This is a genomic window from Vibrio kanaloae (genome assembly GCF_024347535.1).
Lineage (GTDB): Bacteria > Pseudomonadota > Gammaproteobacteria > Enterobacterales > Vibrionaceae > Vibrio > Vibrio kanaloae.
Map to the genome: position 1 here is coordinate 329635 of NZ_AP025498.1, position 19787 is coordinate 349421.

Annotated in this window: 17 protein-coding genes; 3 read left to right on the forward strand and 14 right to left on the reverse strand. The window is 44.2% G+C overall.

What is annotated here, in order from left to right; genetic code table 11:
- The first annotated feature begins 60 nt into the window (after nt 1-60).
- Both OCV24_RS15805 and OCV24_RS15810 read left to right on the forward strand, forming a co-directional pair.
- Nucleotides 61-1149: an alkene reductase gene (locus tag OCV24_RS15805; RefSeq protein WP_150877617.1), complete on the forward strand. Its 1089-nt coding sequence runs from the start codon at nt 61-63 to the stop codon at nt 1147-1149.
- A 200-nt stretch (nt 1150-1349) separates the two neighbouring features.
- Nucleotides 1350-2171, forward strand: coding sequence for an HNH endonuclease (locus tag OCV24_RS15810; protein WP_017057652.1), 822 nt, complete (start codon nt 1350-1352; stop codon nt 2169-2171).
- Between the two features lie 269 nt (nt 2172-2440).
- On the opposite strand, the gene rlmJ is transcribed toward OCV24_RS15810, so the two are convergent.
- The 12 genes from rlmJ to OCV24_RS15870 form a co-directional block, all read right to left on the reverse strand.
- Nucleotides 2441-3307: a 23S rRNA (adenine(2030)-N(6))-methyltransferase RlmJ gene (gene rlmJ, locus OCV24_RS15815; protein ID WP_077681149.1), complete on the reverse strand. Its 867-nt coding sequence runs from the start codon at nt 3305-3307 to the stop codon at nt 2441-2443.
- Between the two features lie 199 nt (nt 3308-3506).
- Complete coding sequence (gene secF, locus OCV24_RS15820) at nt 3507-4460, reverse strand: protein translocase subunit SecF (RefSeq protein ID WP_150877615.1); 954 nt, start codon at nt 4458-4460, stop codon at nt 3507-3509.
- 2 nt (nt 4461-4462) lie between these two features.
- Nucleotides 4463-6262 (reverse strand): protein translocase subunit SecD, encoded by a 1800-nt coding sequence (gene secD / locus OCV24_RS15825; protein WP_150877613.1) that lies wholly within the window; start codon nt 6260-6262, stop codon nt 4463-4465.
- A gap of 334 nt (nt 6263-6596) precedes the next feature.
- Nucleotides 6597-7079 (reverse strand): hypothetical protein, encoded by a 483-nt coding sequence (locus tag OCV24_RS15830; RefSeq protein WP_150877611.1) that lies wholly within the window; start codon nt 7077-7079, stop codon nt 6597-6599.
- Nucleotides 7080-7349: 270 nt separating this feature from the next.
- Nucleotides 7350-10112 (reverse strand): M16 family metallopeptidase, encoded by a 2763-nt coding sequence (locus OCV24_RS15835; protein WP_150877609.1) that lies wholly within the window; start codon nt 10110-10112, stop codon nt 7350-7352.
- 179 nt (nt 10113-10291) lie between these two features.
- Complete coding sequence (locus OCV24_RS15840; RefSeq protein ID WP_077681154.1) at nt 10292-11116, reverse strand: LytR/AlgR family response regulator transcription factor; 825 nt, start codon at nt 11114-11116, stop codon at nt 10292-10294.
- Nucleotides 11117-11188: 72 nt separating this feature from the next.
- The gene (locus tag OCV24_RS15845; RefSeq protein ID WP_150877607.1) at nt 11189-12223 is read right to left on the reverse strand and encodes a sensor histidine kinase; all 1035 of its coding nucleotides are present in this window, start codon (nt 12221-12223) and stop codon (nt 11189-11191) included.
- On the reverse strand, nt 12223-13515 hold the full coding sequence (locus tag OCV24_RS15850; protein WP_150877605.1) for a hypothetical protein: 1293 nt from the start codon (nt 13513-13515) through the stop codon (nt 12223-12225). Before OCV24_RS15850 ends, OCV24_RS15845 begins: the two co-directional genes overlap by 1 nt.
- Before the next feature lie 9 nt (nt 13516-13524).
- Nucleotides 13525-14307, reverse strand: a complete 783-nt coding sequence (locus OCV24_RS15855) for an outer membrane lipoprotein-sorting protein (RefSeq protein WP_150877603.1) — start codon at nt 14305-14307, stop codon at nt 13525-13527.
- A complete protein-coding gene (locus OCV24_RS15860) occupies nt 14300-15598 on the reverse strand; it encodes an ABC transporter permease (protein ID WP_150877601.1) in 1299 nt (432 codons plus the stop codon). The genes OCV24_RS15855 and OCV24_RS15860 overlap by 8 nt, the downstream gene beginning before the upstream one ends.
- Nucleotides 15586-16284, reverse strand: coding sequence for an ABC transporter ATP-binding protein (locus OCV24_RS15865; protein WP_136980640.1), 699 nt, complete (start codon nt 16282-16284; stop codon nt 15586-15588). The genes OCV24_RS15860 and OCV24_RS15865 overlap by 13 nt, the downstream gene beginning before the upstream one ends.
- A gap of 44 nt (nt 16285-16328) precedes the next feature.
- Nucleotides 16329-17009 (reverse strand): hypothetical protein, encoded by a 681-nt coding sequence (locus OCV24_RS15870; RefSeq protein ID WP_150877600.1) that lies wholly within the window; start codon nt 17007-17009, stop codon nt 16329-16331.
- Nucleotides 17010-17365: 356 nt separating this feature from the next.
- Between OCV24_RS15870 and OCV24_RS15875 the strand changes: the two genes are divergently transcribed.
- Complete coding sequence (locus OCV24_RS15875; protein WP_136980642.1) at nt 17366-18133, forward strand: EAL domain-containing protein; 768 nt, start codon at nt 17366-17368, stop codon at nt 18131-18133.
- Between the two features lie 276 nt (nt 18134-18409).
- On the opposite strand, the gene OCV24_RS15880 is transcribed toward OCV24_RS15875, so the two are convergent.
- Both OCV24_RS15880 and OCV24_RS15885 read right to left on the reverse strand, forming a co-directional pair.
- Nucleotides 18410-19177: a glutathione S-transferase family protein gene (locus tag OCV24_RS15880; protein ID WP_046222973.1), complete on the reverse strand. Its 768-nt coding sequence runs from the start codon at nt 19175-19177 to the stop codon at nt 18410-18412.
- A gap of 170 nt (nt 19178-19347) precedes the next feature.
- The gene (locus tag OCV24_RS15885; protein WP_017057667.1) at nt 19348-19740 is read right to left on the reverse strand and encodes a hypothetical protein; all 393 of its coding nucleotides are present in this window, start codon (nt 19738-19740) and stop codon (nt 19348-19350) included.
- Nucleotides 19741-19787 lie beyond the last annotated feature (47 nt).

Below are 19787 nucleotides of genomic sequence, written 5' to 3' on the forward strand. Positions count from 1 at the left end.
CACTGGCACTAGACAAAACTAAAAACTTTAAGACCACATGACTCCAACAAGGTAAACACCATGAAAAAATTATTCGAAACATCAGAACTGAAAGGCCTAGAGCTGCAAAACCGTGTTGTTATGGCACCCATGACACGCGCTCGTACTAGCCAACCTGGAAACGTGCCAAACGACATGATGGCAACCTATTACCAACAACGCGCCAGTGCAGGTTTAATCATCACTGAAGCCACACAAATTTCAGATGACTCTCAAGGTTACTCATTTACGCCCGGCGTTTATACCGATGCACAAATCGAAGGTTGGAAATCAGTAACAACAGCAGCTAAAGCACAAGGTGCCGCGATATTCTGTCAACTATGGCACGTGGGCCGAGTGTCTCACCCTACCTTTCAAAAAGGCGAGTTGCCGATTGCACCTTCAGCACTGGCTCCGGTAGAAACTCAGGTTTGGATCTCTGATGAAAATGGTAACGGCAACATGGTGGATTGTATCCAACCAAGAGAGATGACCCAAGCAGACATCAGTCGTGTTGTTCAAGATTTTGCTAACTCAGCGAAAAAAGCAGTCGAGGCAGGGTTCAACGGAGTGGAAATCCACGGTGGTAATGGCTACCTCATCGATCAATTCCTAAGAACTAATTCGAACAAACGCACAGACAACTACGGTGGCAGTCGTGAGAACCGACTTCGCTTTCTAATTGAAGTCGTTGATGCGGTAATTGAAGCGATTGGTGCTGACAAAGTGGGTGTACGTTTAGCTCCCTTCATCACCTTCAAAGACATGAACTGCCCAGACATCGTGCCAACGATTTTAGAAGCGTCAAAGGAACTGCAAGCTCGTAATATCGCTTATCTACACCTATCAGAAGCCGATTGGGATGACGCGCCTGTGATACCTGAAAGCTTCCGTGTCGAACTAAGAGAGTTGTTCTCTAACACCATCATCGTTGCTGGCAGCTACACACCAGAACGCGCTGAAGAAGTACTAAGCAAAGGCTACGCCGACCTCGTCGCATTTGGTCGCCCGTTCGTGGCAAACCCAGATCTCGTTTCACGCCTACAAAACGGCAGCGAACTATCCGATCTCGACGGTGCTACTCTGTTTGGCGGCAACGAAAAAGGCTACATCGATTATCCAGCGTTGTAGTGGTAAAACATTAAATAAACACCAAGCCTGCATGAGTCCTGCAGGCTTGCCTCTTTAGAAACGTGACCGATTCGATACCTTTTCACACTCAAAAATTCACTTGCATATTTTGACCTAAACCACTGTTATATTTGAACTTTACATCAAATTTAAATTATAAAAATATCAATAATAATTAGAATTGAAACGAGGACTCTCCATTGTTCAACGTAGGACAGGTTTACAATCGACGCACAGATATACACGGTCGCTACAAAGGTCAGCAATATGGTGGTATAGCTACGCCTGCAGCCCACCCATATGTATTTATCTTCACTAGCGATGCTGGTGAAGAATTTGGCTACTCTGATGGTTTTAGTGCAGACGGCACTTTCCGATATACAGGAGAAGGGCAAGAAGGTGATATGAAAATGGTTAAAGGAAACTTGGCCATCTTTAAACACCAAAACAACCTTAAAGACATTCTCTTGTTTGAATCTGTCTCAACTGGTTTTGTTAGATTCGTCGGAGTTTGCAACTACATCTGTCATCACATTGAGCAACGCCCCGACAAGAACGACCAACTTCGCGATGCAATAGTTTTCCATTTAGATATCGTCCCACAAAGTGTCGGCAATACCATTCAAACACCAAAAGCTTCATACCTAACGAAGCCAACTAAAAGTAAATCATTAAGGCAATTACGAGACATCGCCTTAGCTTCAACACCACTTCAAGCTGACCCTAAAGAACAACTCACGCATGTGAAGTATCGTAGTGAAGCCATTAAGCTTTACGCAAAAAAGAGGGCAAATGGTATCTGTGAAGGTTGTGGAGTGCCCTCACCTTTTGAGACCAAGTCAGGTCCTTACCTAGAAGTACATCACCTGACACGGTTAGCGGATGGCGGCGCTGATTGCCCTGAAAATGTGATCGCACTTTGTCCGACCTGTCATCGAGAAGCACACTACTCGGTGGGAGCCGCAGATTTCAATGCAAAACTCATCAAGAAAGCGCTAAAGATTGAAGAGAAACTGTTGTAAACATTTCCGACAGGCAAAAGAAAGGCTCGCATGACTAGTGCGAGCCTAATGCAGTTTAGGGGGAAACCGCAATCGAGTTTAATCTTAAGATTAATTATTTAACTTATGAGCCTTTATGCACCTTTGCGCATTGGTATTCTATTTTTAAATGATTCACTGCAATTAATCAATCGATAAAAGTTAGCGTTTGGTCAATTTAAACCACATAGATAACAGTGATTTAGTGAGTGGCGTCTAGAAAAGCATCATAAAACTCATAAAAATCAGACCTATAAGCTTCTCATTTGCCAGTAGCCTTCACGATTGGTTGCGAGTTGGCTGTGTAAATAATCGAGCGTATCTGCGACCGTTCCAGCGATGCCTTGTGGTGGATTGAATAACAGCAAACCACTGCCGATCAGGCGATCATCACCCTTGGGATCTCGAAGGCGAAGCTCCGACTTAATCGGACTTGGTAGCAAGCCATCTTTCACAGCTGTCACGCTGTGGTTCAGAATCAGTGAGCTCTTATCATCCGTGTAAAGCGGATACCAAATTAATGCTGATACCTTATCAGACTGCTGATACGCCTTAACCAAGGCATCGATTACCGCGAGGTATTCAGAATCGGTTTCATAGGGTGGGTCGATGACAATCAGGTGATGATTATCGTGTTTTGCTATGTCATCAGGCAGTGCTTCCAAGCCATCGCCCGCGGTAATGGTGAGCTTACTTGAAACATCAAGATCTCGTTGCAGCTTCTCAATGTTGACTTGTAATAGGTCGGCTTCATCTTGCTGAATGTCTGAAAAATAGAAACTATCTTGGCTGCGGCCTTGTTGATAGGTGATGGCCGCAGAGCCGGGATACAGCGTGAGAATCTGATTCGGATTGTAGTATTCCAGCACCGACATAAAAGATGCAAACGACTCTGGAAGATAAGCCTTGTTTCGCCATAAATAGCCGACCCCTTCTGCGAACTCGCCCGCATGATTACTTGGCGCTGTGGTTAGATCATAACACCCTGTTCCTGAGTGTGTGTCGATAACATTGAGGCGTGAGTGTTGCTGCATTAATGATTTAACCAGTGCACTCAAGACTGGATGCTTGAGTGCATCCCCATGATCGCCTACGTGACATTGATGTCGATATTCCATTCCCTTGCCTCATCTCTACTAGCGTCATATAAACATACTTCATATCCTGAGGACTTGCTTGCTCAATCTATTGTTTTTTGAATTAGCCTCTTTTGACTAACTGTTTGACTCTTATAAAAAATAAAGCCCCTCGTTTTGTTATAAACGAAGGGCTTTATTGACGTTACTGACTAAGTGGTACTGTTAACCAATAGAGAGCCTAAGGGTACTCACCCTCAATTTCTACTGGTGGTTTCACTTGGTAGTGACAAGGCTGTAGTCCAAGTAACTTAGGCAGTGTGATGCCTACGGAAACGGAAGACCACGTACCGCTGACAATACCGACAACCAGTGCAATCGCGAAACCTTGCAGTGCTGCGCCACCAAGCAGCCAAAGCGCTGATACGGTGATCAACGTGGTTCCTGATGTCACCATGGTGCGTGAGAAGGTCGCTTTAACCGATTCGTTAAGCAGGTTGTCCGTATCACCGTTAGGGTTACCTCGTAGCATTTCACGAACACGGTCGGCAATGATGATCGAGTCATTCAATGAGTAACCCAAAATCGCCAACACAGCCGCTAACACAGTCAGGTTGAACTCGAACTGAGTAAAAGCGAACAGACCTAAGATAAGCATCACGTCATAGATGATCGCAGCAAGTGCACCCAATGCCAAACGCCATTCAAAACGTACACTCAGGTACAGCATGATCATTAGGAAACACACTAGTACCGCCAAGCCACCTTGATCAACCATGTCTTGACCCACTTGAGGGCCAACTACGCTGCTGTTGAGCACTTTTACTTGGTCACTCACAGAAGACAAAGCATCCACTAAGTTTGGTTGTGGCGCATCGGTCAGTTGACTGTAACGTAGTGTCCAGCGGTCTTGTTCTGCCATACCAACCACTTGCACGTCTTGTTGGAAAGCCGTATCAAGTTTTGTTTTTAACGCATCTTTGGTTACTTGATCAGAGAGCTGAACCTCGGCAACCACACCGCCTGTGAAGTCCAAGCCCCAGTTAAAACCTTTCACCGCCACCAGCATCACAGAGCTCATGAACAGCACAATAGATATCGCAGACATCACCTTACGAAGGCGAGTCATATTGCTGTCTGAAATATAGCGGTCTGAAATATTGCTGTTTGAGTTAGTCATATTTGAAATACTCATGCTTAAATCCTTACGTCGTGGCGTTGGTCACGCCCCCAAACCAAATTGATGATCGCGCGTGACGCAAAAATGCCTGTAAACATACTGGTTAGAAGACCCAAACCTAAGGTCAATGCGAACCCTTGAATTGGTCCATTACCAATGGTGTACAGAGCCACGGCAACAATCATGGTGGTGACGTTGGCATCGAAGATTGAAGAGAATGCGCTATCAAAGCCACGGTCGATGGAGCTCGCAAAGCTGCGTCCTTCTTTCATCTTGTCTCGAATACGCTCAAAGATAAGCACGTTGGTATCGACCGCCATACCGACCGTTAATACCAAACCCGCAATGCCTGGCAGGGTTAATACCGCACCCGGTAGCATTGCAATCAAACCAAATAGAGTGGTCATGTTAACGACCAATGCAGCGTTCGCAACCCAACCAAGGCGGCGATACCATAGCGCCATAAACGTGAGAGTTAGACCAAGGCCAAGTGCCAAAGCAGCAAAGCCGTTAGTGACGTTTTCAGCACCCAGAGATGGGCCAATGGTACGCTCTTCAATGATGGTCACTGGCGCAGTCAATGAACCAGCACGAAGCAATAGAGCCAGCTCTTGTGCTTCAGCCATGCTGCCTGCACCTGTGATTCTAAAGCGGCTACCCAATTGAGATTGGATGTTCGCCACACTGATCACTTCACTGGTTTTCTCGCTGTTACCGGCTTTGTCACGGCTGTATTCGCTGTAAACAGTCGCCATTGGCTTGCCGATGTTATGGCGAGAAAACTCAGACATTTTCTTACCACCCGCTGAATCCAGTGTGATGTTTACTTCTGCGCTGCCCATCTCACCAATGCCACTGCGCGCATCGATAATGTGTTCACCGCTCAGCACTGCTTTGCGAGCAACCACGACACGATTGCCATCTGAATCTTTCAGAGTTTGAGTATTGAGCGTTGCGTTGTCGTACACAGAGTAGAACGCTAATGAAGCCGTAGCACCAATCACGTCTTTCGCAGCTGCAGGGTCTTGTACACCCGGTAATTCGATACGGATACGGCTTTCACCTTGGCGTTGAATCGATGCCTCAGTGATGCCTAGCTCTTCAATACGGCTGCGCATGATTTGCAGGTTTTGCTGAACCGTTAGGTTACGTAGCGTTCTTTGCTCTTCTTCAGACTGAGTTAACGTTAGCGATTTATCTGAACGGTCACGTTGCCATTGTGGGAACTCTTCACGAATCAGTTTTTGTGCTTTTTCGAAATCTGCATCTGTACGGAAGTTAAATTCAACTTGGTTGTTCATCACTTTACCGCGTGCATAACGCACTTGGCTGGTGATCTCGTCGACCATAGCTTGAGCTTGTGCGTGATAAACCGTCTCCATATCCACTTCTAATAAGAATTGCACACCGCCACGTAAATCAAGGCCTAGCTGAATTGGTGCGAAGCCCATATCAGTTAGCCATTTTGGTGCTGCTGGCTCCATCGCGAGAGCAACCGTTGCGTTGTCTAGTAGGCGATCATTCAGCACCTCTTTGGCTTTCGCTTGCTGCTCGGCATCTTCTAGGATAACCACTAAACGTTTGTCTTTTTGAAAGGCTGATTTGGCTTGGATGCCCTCGCTCGCAAGGTATTGAGTTACCTGAGTAGCATCGATAGTTTGCTCAGAACGGTTACTGATTTGAACCGAAGCGTTCTCGCCATACCAAGACGGCAGAGCACTTAGAACCATGATGACGATGGTGGCGATAAGCACCACGTATTTCCACTTTGCGTAGTGGTTGATTTGTTTTCTTGGAATGCGCTTTTTCACAGTCAAGATCTCTTCTTTTTACCAATCACGGTGAATAAATGAACGACACTAGCGCAGGAAAAAGGCTTGAGAACAAGGCAGGATTTTTCGATAAGTAGCTATTCTACAATCAAAAATTCTAACGCAGTTATCGAGCATTTTAACCAGCTAGGGTGTCCAGTTATTTACTACGATTGGTATGTCTAATGTTTTGCGAACACGAGCGATAGCTAACCGCAACCAGAACAAGCTGATTGAAAGATAGTGATGCAAAAGCTGATGTCGCTATGTTTGTGTTGGTTAACTGGCGAGATCAACGGGCACAAGTGACCATCGATACAACCAATTTAGGGTCAAACGATTAGCTAAGAAGTTCTCGGAAATGCGAGTACTGGATGTTGCCCTCTTTCCACCCAGCAAGCCGGGAGGACGGGGAACTCACAATGCTGGTCCAGTGCTGCTTGGAATCCAACAATGGTGTGTTGAAAAGCAGAGAAGCCAGTAATGAAGGGGGAGAGAAGTCGATCAATAGATGATAAGCAGGCTCAAGATCGGCCACGCTTTCTTGCTCGTTACTGAGCATACGTCTGAAGTTTGCTGCTTGAAGGCTTGATTCGGTGTCGTGATAGTTGGAACTGTCACCAGAAGGCACGGTGCCAAACGGAACCTTATCGCACTCTAAATAACCCGACGGATTATCCGTAGTGGCTTGTTTACACTGTTTTATCGAGGAAGATTGTTCATTCTGCGAAGGTTGCTCTTGAGCTGAGTATATTTGGAATGGCTTAGAAGGGAACGAATAGCCGTTAGAATTCACTAAGCCAAAGCTCAGTAAAAACAACATTAAGACTAATCGGGTACCTAGTTTAAGCAATGAACAACAATCCTGAATGGTAGAAACAGTGACAATATAGAACAGCTATGAAAGTTACAATTGATTTGAAATCACAACCGCCGACATTTGACACTACGCTGACAATTGTTCACCTCATTGCGCTGTGTTTGCGCATCCTGCGTCGCGAGAAAACAAAAAGCCAAATGACTTAACATTTGGCTTCGCTCCAAACCCGCAGATTCAGGGCTGATAGGTTACTTACCTGAAAAGCGATTTAGCTTAGCTTTGTGGTCTTAACAAGTTCTTCAATTTATAACTGTTATCGCCAAAAATCTCTTTCGCATACTCCGTCATGTCTTTACTAGAAATAGAATCCGTCATTCTCTGTAGATCAAACAATGCTTCAACACCATAGTCATGAATTAAGTAACGCGAAATAAACCAAGCTTGTTCAGTCGGCTTAGTTTGGAGTGGAGTGAGGTCTGCCAACAGCTGCTTAGCTGCCGTTCGAGTCTCATCTTCAGAAATCCCTTTTGCAGCTTCAACAATGACCTTATCAATCGCCTGTTCAATTTTATCTGAGTTTTCTGGAGCCGTTAAAGAGCCGATTAGCCAGTCATAGCTAGGCTCACTGTCTTGTGCGACCGAGTACACATAAGGCGCATAATCCAAACCTAACTCTTCACGAACATAAGCCGTTAAACGGCTCGACAACACACGCTGAAGCATATCGTCCATAAACACATCTTTTGCAGTTTTATCCCGAGCTTGCTGGGAAATCACACGCAATAAATACTGGCTGCTGTCTTCATTATTGATGGATATATCCATTCGTTCTTTCGAATCAGTACTATAAGCCACCTTATAATGAGGAGACACAACGGCTTCTAGTGGCAATGAAGCAACATATTGACGCACAAGAGGCTTGATTTCAGCGGGGTTAATATCAGCAACAATAACTAACGTATTGTCTCTCAATTTTTGAAAGAGTTGATGCTGCACGTTAAGTATATCTTGCGACGTGACAGCTTTGATATCGTCACTTTCAAGCATCATGTGGCGGCTGCTTGTTTGATAGCTATTGCGATTAACCATCTGAATAAATTGCCCCACAGGTGTTTCTAGATATGCGGTACGAGATTGAGCAAATTCAGACTTCACGGCCTCAAGCTGGTCACTGTCTATTTTAGGTTCAGTTACAATGGTGTGGAGCGCAGCTAAACCTTCTGCAAGCGTCTTTTTCTTGGCGCTTATTTCTAAGCCATGATGAGTAAAGTTGATGAAGGGATAGATTTCAATGTCTTCGCGTCTCAAGTGAGCGGTTAGCTCCGAACCACTAAATTTACCAACACCACTACGAATCGAAGCTTGCAGCGCAATTTCTACAGCAGGAAACAGCGAAGGATCCAACGCCGCTTTTCCACCCTCACTCGCATAGTACACGCCAACATTATTACCCGCCTCAGAGTTACGTAAGTACCAAACTTCAATGCCGTTGCTTAATGTCCATTGCTTCAAATTAGGCTCGTCACTCACCTGAACTTGCTTTACAATTTTTCCTTGAGACGCTGGCACACTAAACGCAGAGCTTGCAGTAACGAGCAATGGTTTGTTGCCAGTTTTCTTATAGGCTCTCCTGACATCTTTTAGCTCGTCATTCATTGCCTGCAAATCTTCTTTAGACGATAAACCTAATCCCAAAATATAAGGACTTGAAAGTAAATCATCTAAATTATCATTTACGGCTTTGAGATCTGTACTCGAAAGAAACTCTTTTAAACTCGATTTATAATCAAGCTGTGATTGAACCGTCTGGTTAATCACCAGTGCCGTCGACTTACCATTCGCATGAGCCACTGCATCCATTTTTTCCCAGTTCACTTGAATGTCATCAAGATTCGCTTGGTAGGCCTGTATTACACTCATAAACTCATTCTCACTCACGCCATGATCACGTAAAGAAGAGAGAGTAGAAATAAACTGCTGCTGACTTTGCTCTCGACTATCGGCAGGAAAGCCAACCGTTGTAATAGAATAGCGTTGGTACTCTAATAAGTAAGGAATCGAAGCAACCCATTGCACTGGTAGCGCAGCGTCAACAAAGTCAGAATTCAATCTTTGTTGGATAAGTTGCTGAGCTATTTCGTCTAACCAAAGTTGATGTTGCTGCTCATGGCTGTGTGTCACTCTTTCCCCACGATCAATGACAATCCCGATACTTGGTGACTCGCTCCCTGCGACGTACGCCACAAAATCTTGAGTATTGTAGTTCGTTGATAATTTCTTCACGGGAACAGGTGTCGTGCCTCTTTGCCAACTAGAGAAGCTTTTTTCGATCAACGGAATCACTTCTGCCAATGTAATATCACCTGAAACAATCACCTCGGTTAGTTGAGGTTGATACCAGGTTTGATAAAAGTTCTCTAATTCTTTGGCACTCACATTAGAAACGGATTTTTTATTGCCCATGGGATCGTGGCTTTGGTAATTCGTACCGTCAACCATATGATTATAGAACTGAAACGAAAGAGGCTTATCTTTAACTCGCGAGTGTCGAAACTCCCCAAGTATTACTCCTTTCTCTTTTTTGGTCTCAGTTTCGGAGAGCAGTAAACCATCACCAATATCTCTAAACCATGCCAGCGCTTTGTCTAGATTTTTATTATCGGGTAAATCCAACTTATAGAGCGTTTCTTGGTAAGAAGTATAAGCATTTAAGTCAGCGCCAAAGCTAGCACCAGATTGCTCAAATAGTTCTACTACATCATTACCTGAAAAATTTTTGCTGCCATTAAACGCCATATGCTCAACAAAATGGGCGTAACCTTTTTGTTGTTCGTTCTCTTGAAAAGATCCGGCGTGAACAAGTAGGCGTACTGATACGAGTTGTTCTCGGTCAGGGTAAACGTGGTAGGTTAAGCCGTTATCTAACTCACCTGTGACCCAATATGGATCGGATTTCAATAACGTTTGCTGCTGAGGCGTTGAGCTGCAACCTAGCAACGCGGTACTTAATACGACGACTAAATAGTGTGCTTTCATAACGATCTCTCTGAAGTGATTTTCTTCAATATATCCGATCGATAAAATGTAATAATTTCTTATTAAATCAAACAATTAAGATTTGAGAGGCAATCGATATTGGCATGAAAATGTTTAATTTATAAATTACACGAATGAGTAAGAGTAAGTAAAAGGTAAGGTGTCATTAAGCTCGTTTATCACATCCCTTTAAACCTGACTTGCGAGGCTCGGCTGATCGGTAGCTTTTCGCCTGACACATAAGCCGACATCTGACCATAGAGCCCTTTCTTCACCTTATCAATGGCTGAAACTTTGACCACCACCGAACGGTGGATCTGCCAAAAATCATCCGGGTTAAGCTGGGCGATCAGCTCTTTTAGCGACACGCGAATAATAAATTCCTCTAGAGAGCCGCCTCGGCCTTTTTTGAATATCGAGACGTACTTGTCTTCCGCTTTGAAGTAAGCCACATCATCGACGGCGATTAAGTGGATATCTTCTCCGACACTGGCTTTGAGCCATGTTAGATATTGAACTTGCTGTGATGTTGATTGGGATAATCGCTGAAGCTGACTCATTAACGCCGCGATATCGGGTTGTACTGGCGTGCTATCTGATTTCTCTTGGTTGCTCGACAAGCGCGCTTGAACCTTCAGACATGTGGCAAGTAAACGCTCTTCATTGATCGGTTTTAGCAGGTAATCCATCGCATTGAACTCAAAGGCTTTGACAGCGTATTCGTCATAAGCCGTAATAAACACAATCAATGGCGGTGAATCTAGCTTGTTGAGTTGTTTCGCTAGTGAGATTCCATCCAGCTCCGGCATACGAATATCGAGAAAGGCCACGTCAGGCTTAAGCTGCCGAATACTCTGCATCGCCTCCAAACCATTTTGTACCTTACTGACAATATCAAGTTCCGGCCAAACTTCAGCCAAGCTCTTGTCTAAGTGGTGTCTTAACAGTGCTTCATCGTCTGCGATAATCGCCGTTACGCTTGGCTTTAATACTGGTTTTTTCATGGTCAGTCCTTTAAATTCACACTGTAAATCATCTGTCTTTCGTCATTGGTCTATGCTTTCTGATTTGTAATTCTAGGCAGTTGCGTCAGTCAACGGTAATAAGATCGTCGAGACTACCCCGCCTTCAGCTTGTTCAGTAATCGTTAGGCTCGCCTTATCATCATAAAGGGTTTCGATCCTTTGACGAATATTGCTTAACCCAACACCGTGTCCCGTATTCGCAGAAGGCACTTTCAGCCCTGTGCCATTATCTGATACTTCAATTTTGAGCTGATCGGCTTGTTGAGCTATTCGGATATTCACTTGGCCACCCGCCGCTTTGGGCTCAATACCGTGCGTGAGTGCATTCTCGACCAAAGGCTGAATCAAGAACGGTGGAATCACCTGCAAATCGCTAATCTCATGTGTTTCAATCGAGAACGTTAGGCGCTCACCCAAGCGTATCTTCTGAATATTAAGATAAGCGTCTAACAAGTCGACCTCTTGTGCGATGGTCGACTGCTCGGTGCGGCTGTTTTTCAAAGTCACACGCAACAAGTCGGTGAGTTTTTCGAGCATCAGCTTGGCTTTCGCGCTATCACTCTCAATCAACACATTGATGGTCGCAAGTGTGTTGAACAAGAAGTGCGGTTCAATTTGGCTTTGTAGCTGCTTAAGCTGACTCAATACCACCACCTTCTCTTGATCGGCCTGACGACGCTTGGCTACTTCCAGCTCATTATCGGCCCGTAGCTGTTGCTCTCGTGTATAGAAATAGTAAAAGCAAACCGAACAGAAAATCACACCGAGCAACACGACAGATTTAAGATCAGAGATATTAGAGCCAAAGAATCCATTCAACCAATAGTATGCATTCAAGGTACCAAGAGTCATCGCGACCACCATAGAGATACCCACATCAAACACCTTCGATTTCCTCTTCAACACCTCAACCAAAATAAAAGAGGAGCCCACCGCGCTATAACCAAAACCAAAACTGATCGCGAGATTGACCACAAGGTCACCGCCCCAAATTGTCTGTGTGGTAATGGCGATGACGAAACAAAACAGAGTGGTTATTGTGAAGCTTTTAATCCATGGAAACTGACTATTTGAAAAAGTGTCCATTAAAATCGTCCTTTAATATTTAAAAGAATCATATGACTATCGGGTAAGTTGGCGTAAGCAGAATCACTTTTACCACCTAGAAAGCGTGCAGCAAGTTCCAATTCCAACGATGAATCGCCATTATCTAATGCTTGATAATTGAGCCACTGAGTCGCAATAAAGCCGCTATCTTGAGGAGACAACATCACATCGAATGTCGGCGTGATATCTTCAAGCCAGCCATGTGTCGAATCCAGAGACCAGTGAAACATGATGTTGTGTTGAACCAAATTGGCGTGTTGATAGCCTTGCGCATAAGAACCGGCCAGTGATGTTGCCGTCGCATTAACCGACAAAGACTCGGCACTTCCTATTGCGCTTTGCCATTCAGAATCACTCCAAGCTCGGCTATCAAACCAGTATTCCAGCACCACATTGTGGCCCATGTCATTCGCCCATGTTAACCCTACTAACGCTTGATAAGCCTCGCCCTGCTCTTCAAGATAAACCGGTTTAAGCAGTGAGTTAGGCTGCCTGTAGCCAAGGCTTTGTCGTTGATAGACCATCGAACCATGAAACTCCCAAGCGAGGTTCAACACCGAAACCAAACTCGCCCCAAGTAAACCGTGGCGTACATCGTCGTAATAAGCGACCCATTGATATTCATGATCGCCCACTAGATTGTAACGACGTACCCCAAAGCCTTGTTGCTGATTCTGCTTTTCGAATTCATTTACGTCTTGGGAAGTCCATGACGAGTCACTGTAAAGCAATGTCCACTCGCCCGTCATATCGAACAGTGACGCCGAGGCCACTCCTGCACCCTCTTCTGCGACAATGCCCACCGGATTTTGTCGATAAGGCTTGATGATGTCTAAAGGTCGATAGCCATAACCGACACCCCAATCGAGGCGAACCTTGCCGAGCGTGACATCGAGGTAATGGTCACCGATTAATGAATTCGACAGCTCGACACCACCTTGCCAGAACAACTCACGCACAATAAATTCCGATTCAAAGCTCGCCTCTTGCCCTTGAGGGTTATTGCTTAGAATATCGTTGGCTTTCACTGCGAACAGACCAAGCCAATTGCCATAGCCAACCTCTAGATCCAGCAAGCCATTTACAGACTGACGATTATCAGACGCTAAAGGGCTGAATGGCGACTCTCTCGATTCAATCGCTTCAGTACTGAGTTGCCAATCCCACGCCAAGCTCAGGTCGCCCGCTTGAATCGTGTTACTCACACAAGACAAAGCAAGCAACGTAGTGATTGAAGACTTTATGCGGAATCGGCGATTGGAAGCTTTCATGACGTCCACCTACAACCCAGATATGCTGTTACGCGATAGGTAGGCAGGGTTGTAATATTTATCCGCCAAGCTTTGTTCACTCACTTCGCGGTACTCAATCACGGTTTTCTTGCTTGGTTGAATCTTATCGAGCAAGGTCATCGACACAACGGTTGGTAATCCATCTCGCACGCCTTCGGTAAACCACGCTTGCTTCGCCAGTTTTCCCGAACGCAGATACATATCAGCTTTAACTGGGAATGCTCGGTCTGCCGTTAGCCACAGATCAATCGATTGATAGCTGGCACCCTTGGTTTTCGCCGCGAGCTTTAGGTGATGGGTATCGAGTGTCTCGCCTGTCGACATCTCAACTTGTTGCTCGGCAACCCACTCACCTTGATAATCTTCACTCCAAGTAAGTGTCGAGATATCGCCTACCGAGGCTTCACCCAATAGCTTTTGCATCGGTGTGATACGAATTGGTCGGCGTGACTTTGGCATCAGCAGCCAATAGTTATCTTCAATCATCAGCATCTTTTGACCTGCCTCAACGGCTGATTTAAAGACCACTAATGACTCTCGGTTTGGCCTTGTGTAGACGTTGTATTCACGGATTTTGTCCAGTTGCTCGTCTTGATACAGCGCCACCAGAGATACTACCTTAGAGGCTTGTGCGCTGTTCAATCGGTAACCATCCGCCTTGGCGATCATCTCTGTGACCTGTTGTGAATCGACTGCCCAACTTGGTGTCGATGCTAGAACCAAAACCAATACAGAACCTAAAACAGTGAGTGAACGAGTAAATTTACACATAAACCAACGCCTCCGTGATTGGCTTATTAACGCCTTTGCGAGCAGAGAAATAAGCAGCCAGCAAACAGATTGTCAGCACACCTAAAGTGGCGTAACCAACCAATTCCAATGAGAAGTAAATGTTGAGTGGGTAACCTTCGGTTCGACCCGGAGGCGGTGGCATTTGTATATCAACCACCAGCAGTAACACCGACACTAAGCCACTCACTAACGCACCGATCGCGCTGCCAATCAGTGCCAGCAATCCCGCCTCTTTTAAGAAGCCTGCCACGATTTCAGAAGGGTAACTGCCGAGTGCTGACAAGGTGCCAATCTCACGAGTGCGCTCGGTCACCGACATGGTCATGGTGTTAAACAACGACACAAACACCACCAATGCCATCACCGCGCCCATGATGCCGAAGATCCGGTCGTAAAGATCTTTAACCTTGGTGTAGAAAAACGCGCGATCTTGCCATGGGGTGATCTCGATCTCTGTGCCTTGATCGTTTTGGCTCGCGCTATTTCGATCTAAAGTCGCTTGAATGCGTTGTTGAACGGTCGAGGTCTTGTTAGTTTCAAATAGGAACACCGATAGGGTGCTGACTTTGTCTGAGGCCAAAAGATCTTTAGCGCTGGTGATATGAACATACAACTGACGCTTATCCAGCTCAGGAACCCCTGTCGAGTAAATCCCCTGCACCTTAAAATCAAAGGCATTCAATGCACCATCACTGGTGGTGGCGAGCAATGTGACCCAATCACCAATGGCCACTTTGAGGTTACGAGCAAGGTCAGTTCCCAGCATTACTTGTGGCTCTTGACTATCGTATCTTGGGGATTTCACATCCGACAGGGTTTGCCCGCTGCGCACATCAAGGAAAGGTCCTTTCATGTCGAACTCACGCTCATTAACGCCCGTTCCCATAAAAATGGTCGATTTGCTGCCATTAGACACCAAGCCGCTGAAGTAGACTCGTGGTTGAACGCCACGCACATCACTGTCACCAATAATGCTCTTGGTTAGGGCTTGAACATTGTCTAGACCATTGCTCAGCGGCATGTCTTCATCTTGTTCAAAATAGCCGGGCGTGCTCAAAGTAAGATGACCAGTATCGCGCGCGGTCGATTCACGCAGAGATTCATAGGTGTAAAGCCCGTAGCCTCCTGCCGACGTCAGTGCAAATACCGCAATCGCGATGATCAACACCGAGAGCAGACTGCGGCGACCGTTTCTCAATAAATTAAGCCACGCTAAACGTACCGAGGTTGGAAGTAAAAACGTGCTCATTTTTTGTGTTAACTTGCCCATGAGATCGCCTCCGTTGCTGTGGCTTGTGGTGCCAGTTGTCCATCGATAAGTTCAATCACTCGATCACAACGCTGCGCCATTCTTGGGTCGTGCGTTGCGACAATAAAGGTGGTGCCCATCTCGTGACCGAGCTCTTTCATAATGTCGATCACTAGGTTAGCGGTGTGACTGTCTAGGCTCGCAGTCGGCTCATCGGCAATCACTAGGCTTGGGTTGTGGATCAGTGCTCTAGCTATCGCGACACGTTGTTGCTGGCCACCTGAAAGGTTGTCTGGTCGGTGATGAACGTAATCCCCTAGCCCAACACGCTCTAACATGTCTTGCGCTCTGCTCTGCTGTTCTTGCTTAGAGCATTGGTTCAACATCAATGGGTAGGCTACGTTCTCAAGTGCCGTCATCACTGGAACCAGATTGAAGCGCTGAAATACAAAACCCAACGACTGACGGCGAAAACGCGCAGCGGCGATTTGCTCAGTCGGATACGGTTGGCCATCAATATCGCTCTGCCCTCGGTAGTCCATATCCAACAAACCAAGAATATTTAAAAGTGTGCTTTTTCCAGAACCCGACGGGCCACACAACGCCACCATTTCACCACGCTGGATATGTCCGTCGACTCCGTTTAATGCATCAACACGTTGACCGCCCGTGACATATGCTTTGCCGATATCTTTAAATTCAATCATTCCTTGTCCTCTGATGACCCATGATTCTTAAGCGTTCGCAGCTATTATTTGGCTTTCGCTATTAGGGCTTTCGCCGTCATTGTCTCGATGTTGCCAGCATCGGTGTTTTCCATTTTTTCAAGCCACACTTGTGCTTGTTTGAAGTCTTCAGCACGAATCGATGCGGTAATGGCGTAACGGTAAATCCACGATGTCGCTGCGAAATGTTGTTGCTGGAAATCATCTTCCGCGAGTAACGAGAGGAACAGGTCATAACCACGGTCAAAATGGTTAAACATGTCTGGTAGCGAAGTGTAAGTCACCGCAGCCATTGCGCGAGTTAGGTAAGAATCTGGCAGCCCTTGAACACGAGGTTGCTCATGAATCGGTTGGTCTTCGTCTTTCAGCAGCACCAGTGATTTATCGATGGTTGATAAGCCTTTCTCCACATACTTCATCTTGTTCCAAGGCAAGAACGCATCACGCCCCATCAGGGTTTCTGTGCTACCTAGGTAAACCAAAGTCAGTGGTGTCGCACCTTCTTGTTGCAGCGTATCGTTAAGGCGTTCGTAAGCCACCTCAACCAGATCTTCATTGCCTTGCGCGGCTTGATTGTAGATATCAAGCACGTCTGAACTTGGGTTAGCCAAAGCTAATGACGGTGCAAAAGAAACAAGCGCAATCAGTAATGAACGCTTAAGCAGAGAAGTGGTAAAGCCTGAATTAAATGAGTGTGAAGTAGTCATGATTTCTAGTCCCTTTCAAATGTTGACGTTGAAAGGTTAACTAGAATTTGTCGTGCCGTTGTATCAATGCGACGAATGGTAATGACGAGGAGTGAATGGTTGAGTTAGGGCGTGAGTGGGGCAGAACGGAAAACGAAAAAGTAACAGCAACACAAAATCGGATAGCTCAGAGCTGACTCATTTCTGCGCCAAAGTGAGCCAGAGGGCGATTGACTTCCATATTGCATTATATGCAAATTTTTCAGTTGGTTAGGTAGAATACTTGAGATATGCTGAATGTATGAACTCGTACTCGCTCGATATTAAAATGTTATATTTGCTCTTAATTTAGCGTTATATTTGTTAAGGATATAGAAATGAAAGAAGAACCTATAATTTATGACAGATTGTCATGTGATAATTGTTCTGATAAAAGCAAACTTGACTTCGACTTCACAATGGCTTTTCAGCCAATTATCAACTGCAAAACGAATCAAATTTATGGGTATGAAGCTTTGGTTCGAGGTTTAAACAATGAATCAGCATTTTCAATAATATCTAAAGTAAATGATGATAATCGTTATTTATTTGATCAACTATGTCGAGTTAAGGCGATAGCACTTGCATCCGAATTAAAAATTGATTCAATACTTAGTATTAACTTTCTACCAAATGCTATATACAAACCCGAACGTTGTATTCGCACAACATTAGATGCGGCCAATAAATATAATTTTCCAATTGATAAAATAATGTTTGAGTTTACAGAAGTTGAAAAAATTGAAGATATTAATTTAATTAAAAGTATAGTTGATTATTACAGTAAATTAGGATTTAAGACTGCAATTGATGATTTTGGCTCAGGTTATGCAGGCTTAGGATTGTTAGCTGAACTTCAGACCAGTATAGTAAAGTTTGATATGGAACTCATTCGCAATATTGATAAAGATCACGCTCGCCAATCAATAGTAAAAAACTGCTTAAATATATTTCGTGATTTGAAAATCACCCCTTTAGCTGAGGGTATTGAGACTAAAGAAGAATTCATCTGCTTGCGAGATTTTGGCATTGAATTAATGCAAGGGTATTTATTTGCTAAACCTGGCTTTGAAAGTCTGCCAAATGTAGATTTCAGTAAATTTTAATTGAGTGTATATATTCGGAAAATATAACAAGTCATTCAAGTAAGAAGGTTAAGTTCCGCTTCGCTACCACAATTTTAGCAATCTATTATCAGCCTCTTAATGAAACGTTGGAACGAAGTCGAAAGGAATGTGTCATTTTTAACGTTCCAATCTTATTCTCATGATTTTTACTCTAGAACAGGATTTACTTTATCGACATAGCTAAGATGGAGATACACTAACAGGATACTGAGTGATCTCCATACATACACCACATTTTATAATAGTTAGCTGTAGTTATTTGTCCCACCACTCATTTTGGATCTGAGCAAGAGTATAACTTTTTCGATGTTGCATTCTTAAGTAGTAACTTGATATTTCTGGGAAATTATCCTTATCTAACCACTTACTATAACCCAACAAGTCAAGTCTTGAGAGCACTACAGTCCAAATTACATCAGCTAGTGTATAAACATTGCCTAAAAGAAATTGATTACCTTCAAGTTGCTTTTCAGAAAATGAAATAGCTTCCAATGCATATTGTTCAACCTTTTCTATATGCTTGCTATCAACCCTAAATACTTTACTATTTTCTGAGCGATCTGCACAAACAATATAGTTATCTTTAAGTTCAGGATATTTATCAGCCATTAAGAGTGCCTTGGTGATACGGGAATTCAATATTTTTTCAGATTTTTCCATCGATGGATGACGCGAATAACTAAGGATCTGAAGATCAATGCCATCAGCTAAATTAATTAACTTATCCATTAATTGACAATTACTTTCACCTGATGGTATCAAGTTGTTACCTTCTGATAAAGAAGCGATGGATCGAATAATATAAGCAGAATCAGTCAATACTTTGGTTGTACCATTTCGAATCTCCACTGTAGGGATTACTCCTTGTGGGTTTAATTTCAAATACCATGGGTCTAACTGCTCTTGTTTTCGCATAATATCAATAACACGACCAGACCAAGCAAGCCCTTTTTCTTCAAGTGCGAGTCTTACTTTCATCGAACACACGGATAGTGGGTGATGATAAAGCATTAATGATGTCATAGTGTTAGGAACCTATCTTCTAAGTTTTGAATAAACGAGTTAAATCGCTTCATATTCTCGGTTTAACTAGCAGCATACGTGGTAATACATCAACATCGGGCTTATCTAAAAAACGATGTTTAAGTACACCTGAAGCATTGGTAAGAAAAACGCTTCACTTTACCGTTAAATTAATACTGTTTTAACCAAAGCACGCCAGCAGGTGTCAATTGATATGACGCTATTTTCTTTTTAGCTAAAGGTAATTCATCTAATATGTTTTGTGCTTCATTTTCGGTTTTCGCTTTGATAAAGAAAATCACTTTGCCAACATCACCTTTACGCACAATCACTTCCGATTTTTTGTTGTCTAGGTAGACATTCTCTATTGTGCCACTAACCCATAGTTCTAAAACTTTATCCATCTGCTCTTTTAGGGTAGTTTTGAATAAGTTGGCATCATTCACTTCAAGCGTCCACGTAACCATATATGTGTTGCGCATGTCAGCATCACTCGCGTGTACTGGTGAAATTGAAGTAAAACTCAATAAAATGAGTGATATAGCAAGTAGTAGTTTTTTCATAATATTCATCCTAGATAAAGTCTCATTGTGTTGTCGTATTTAAAGGT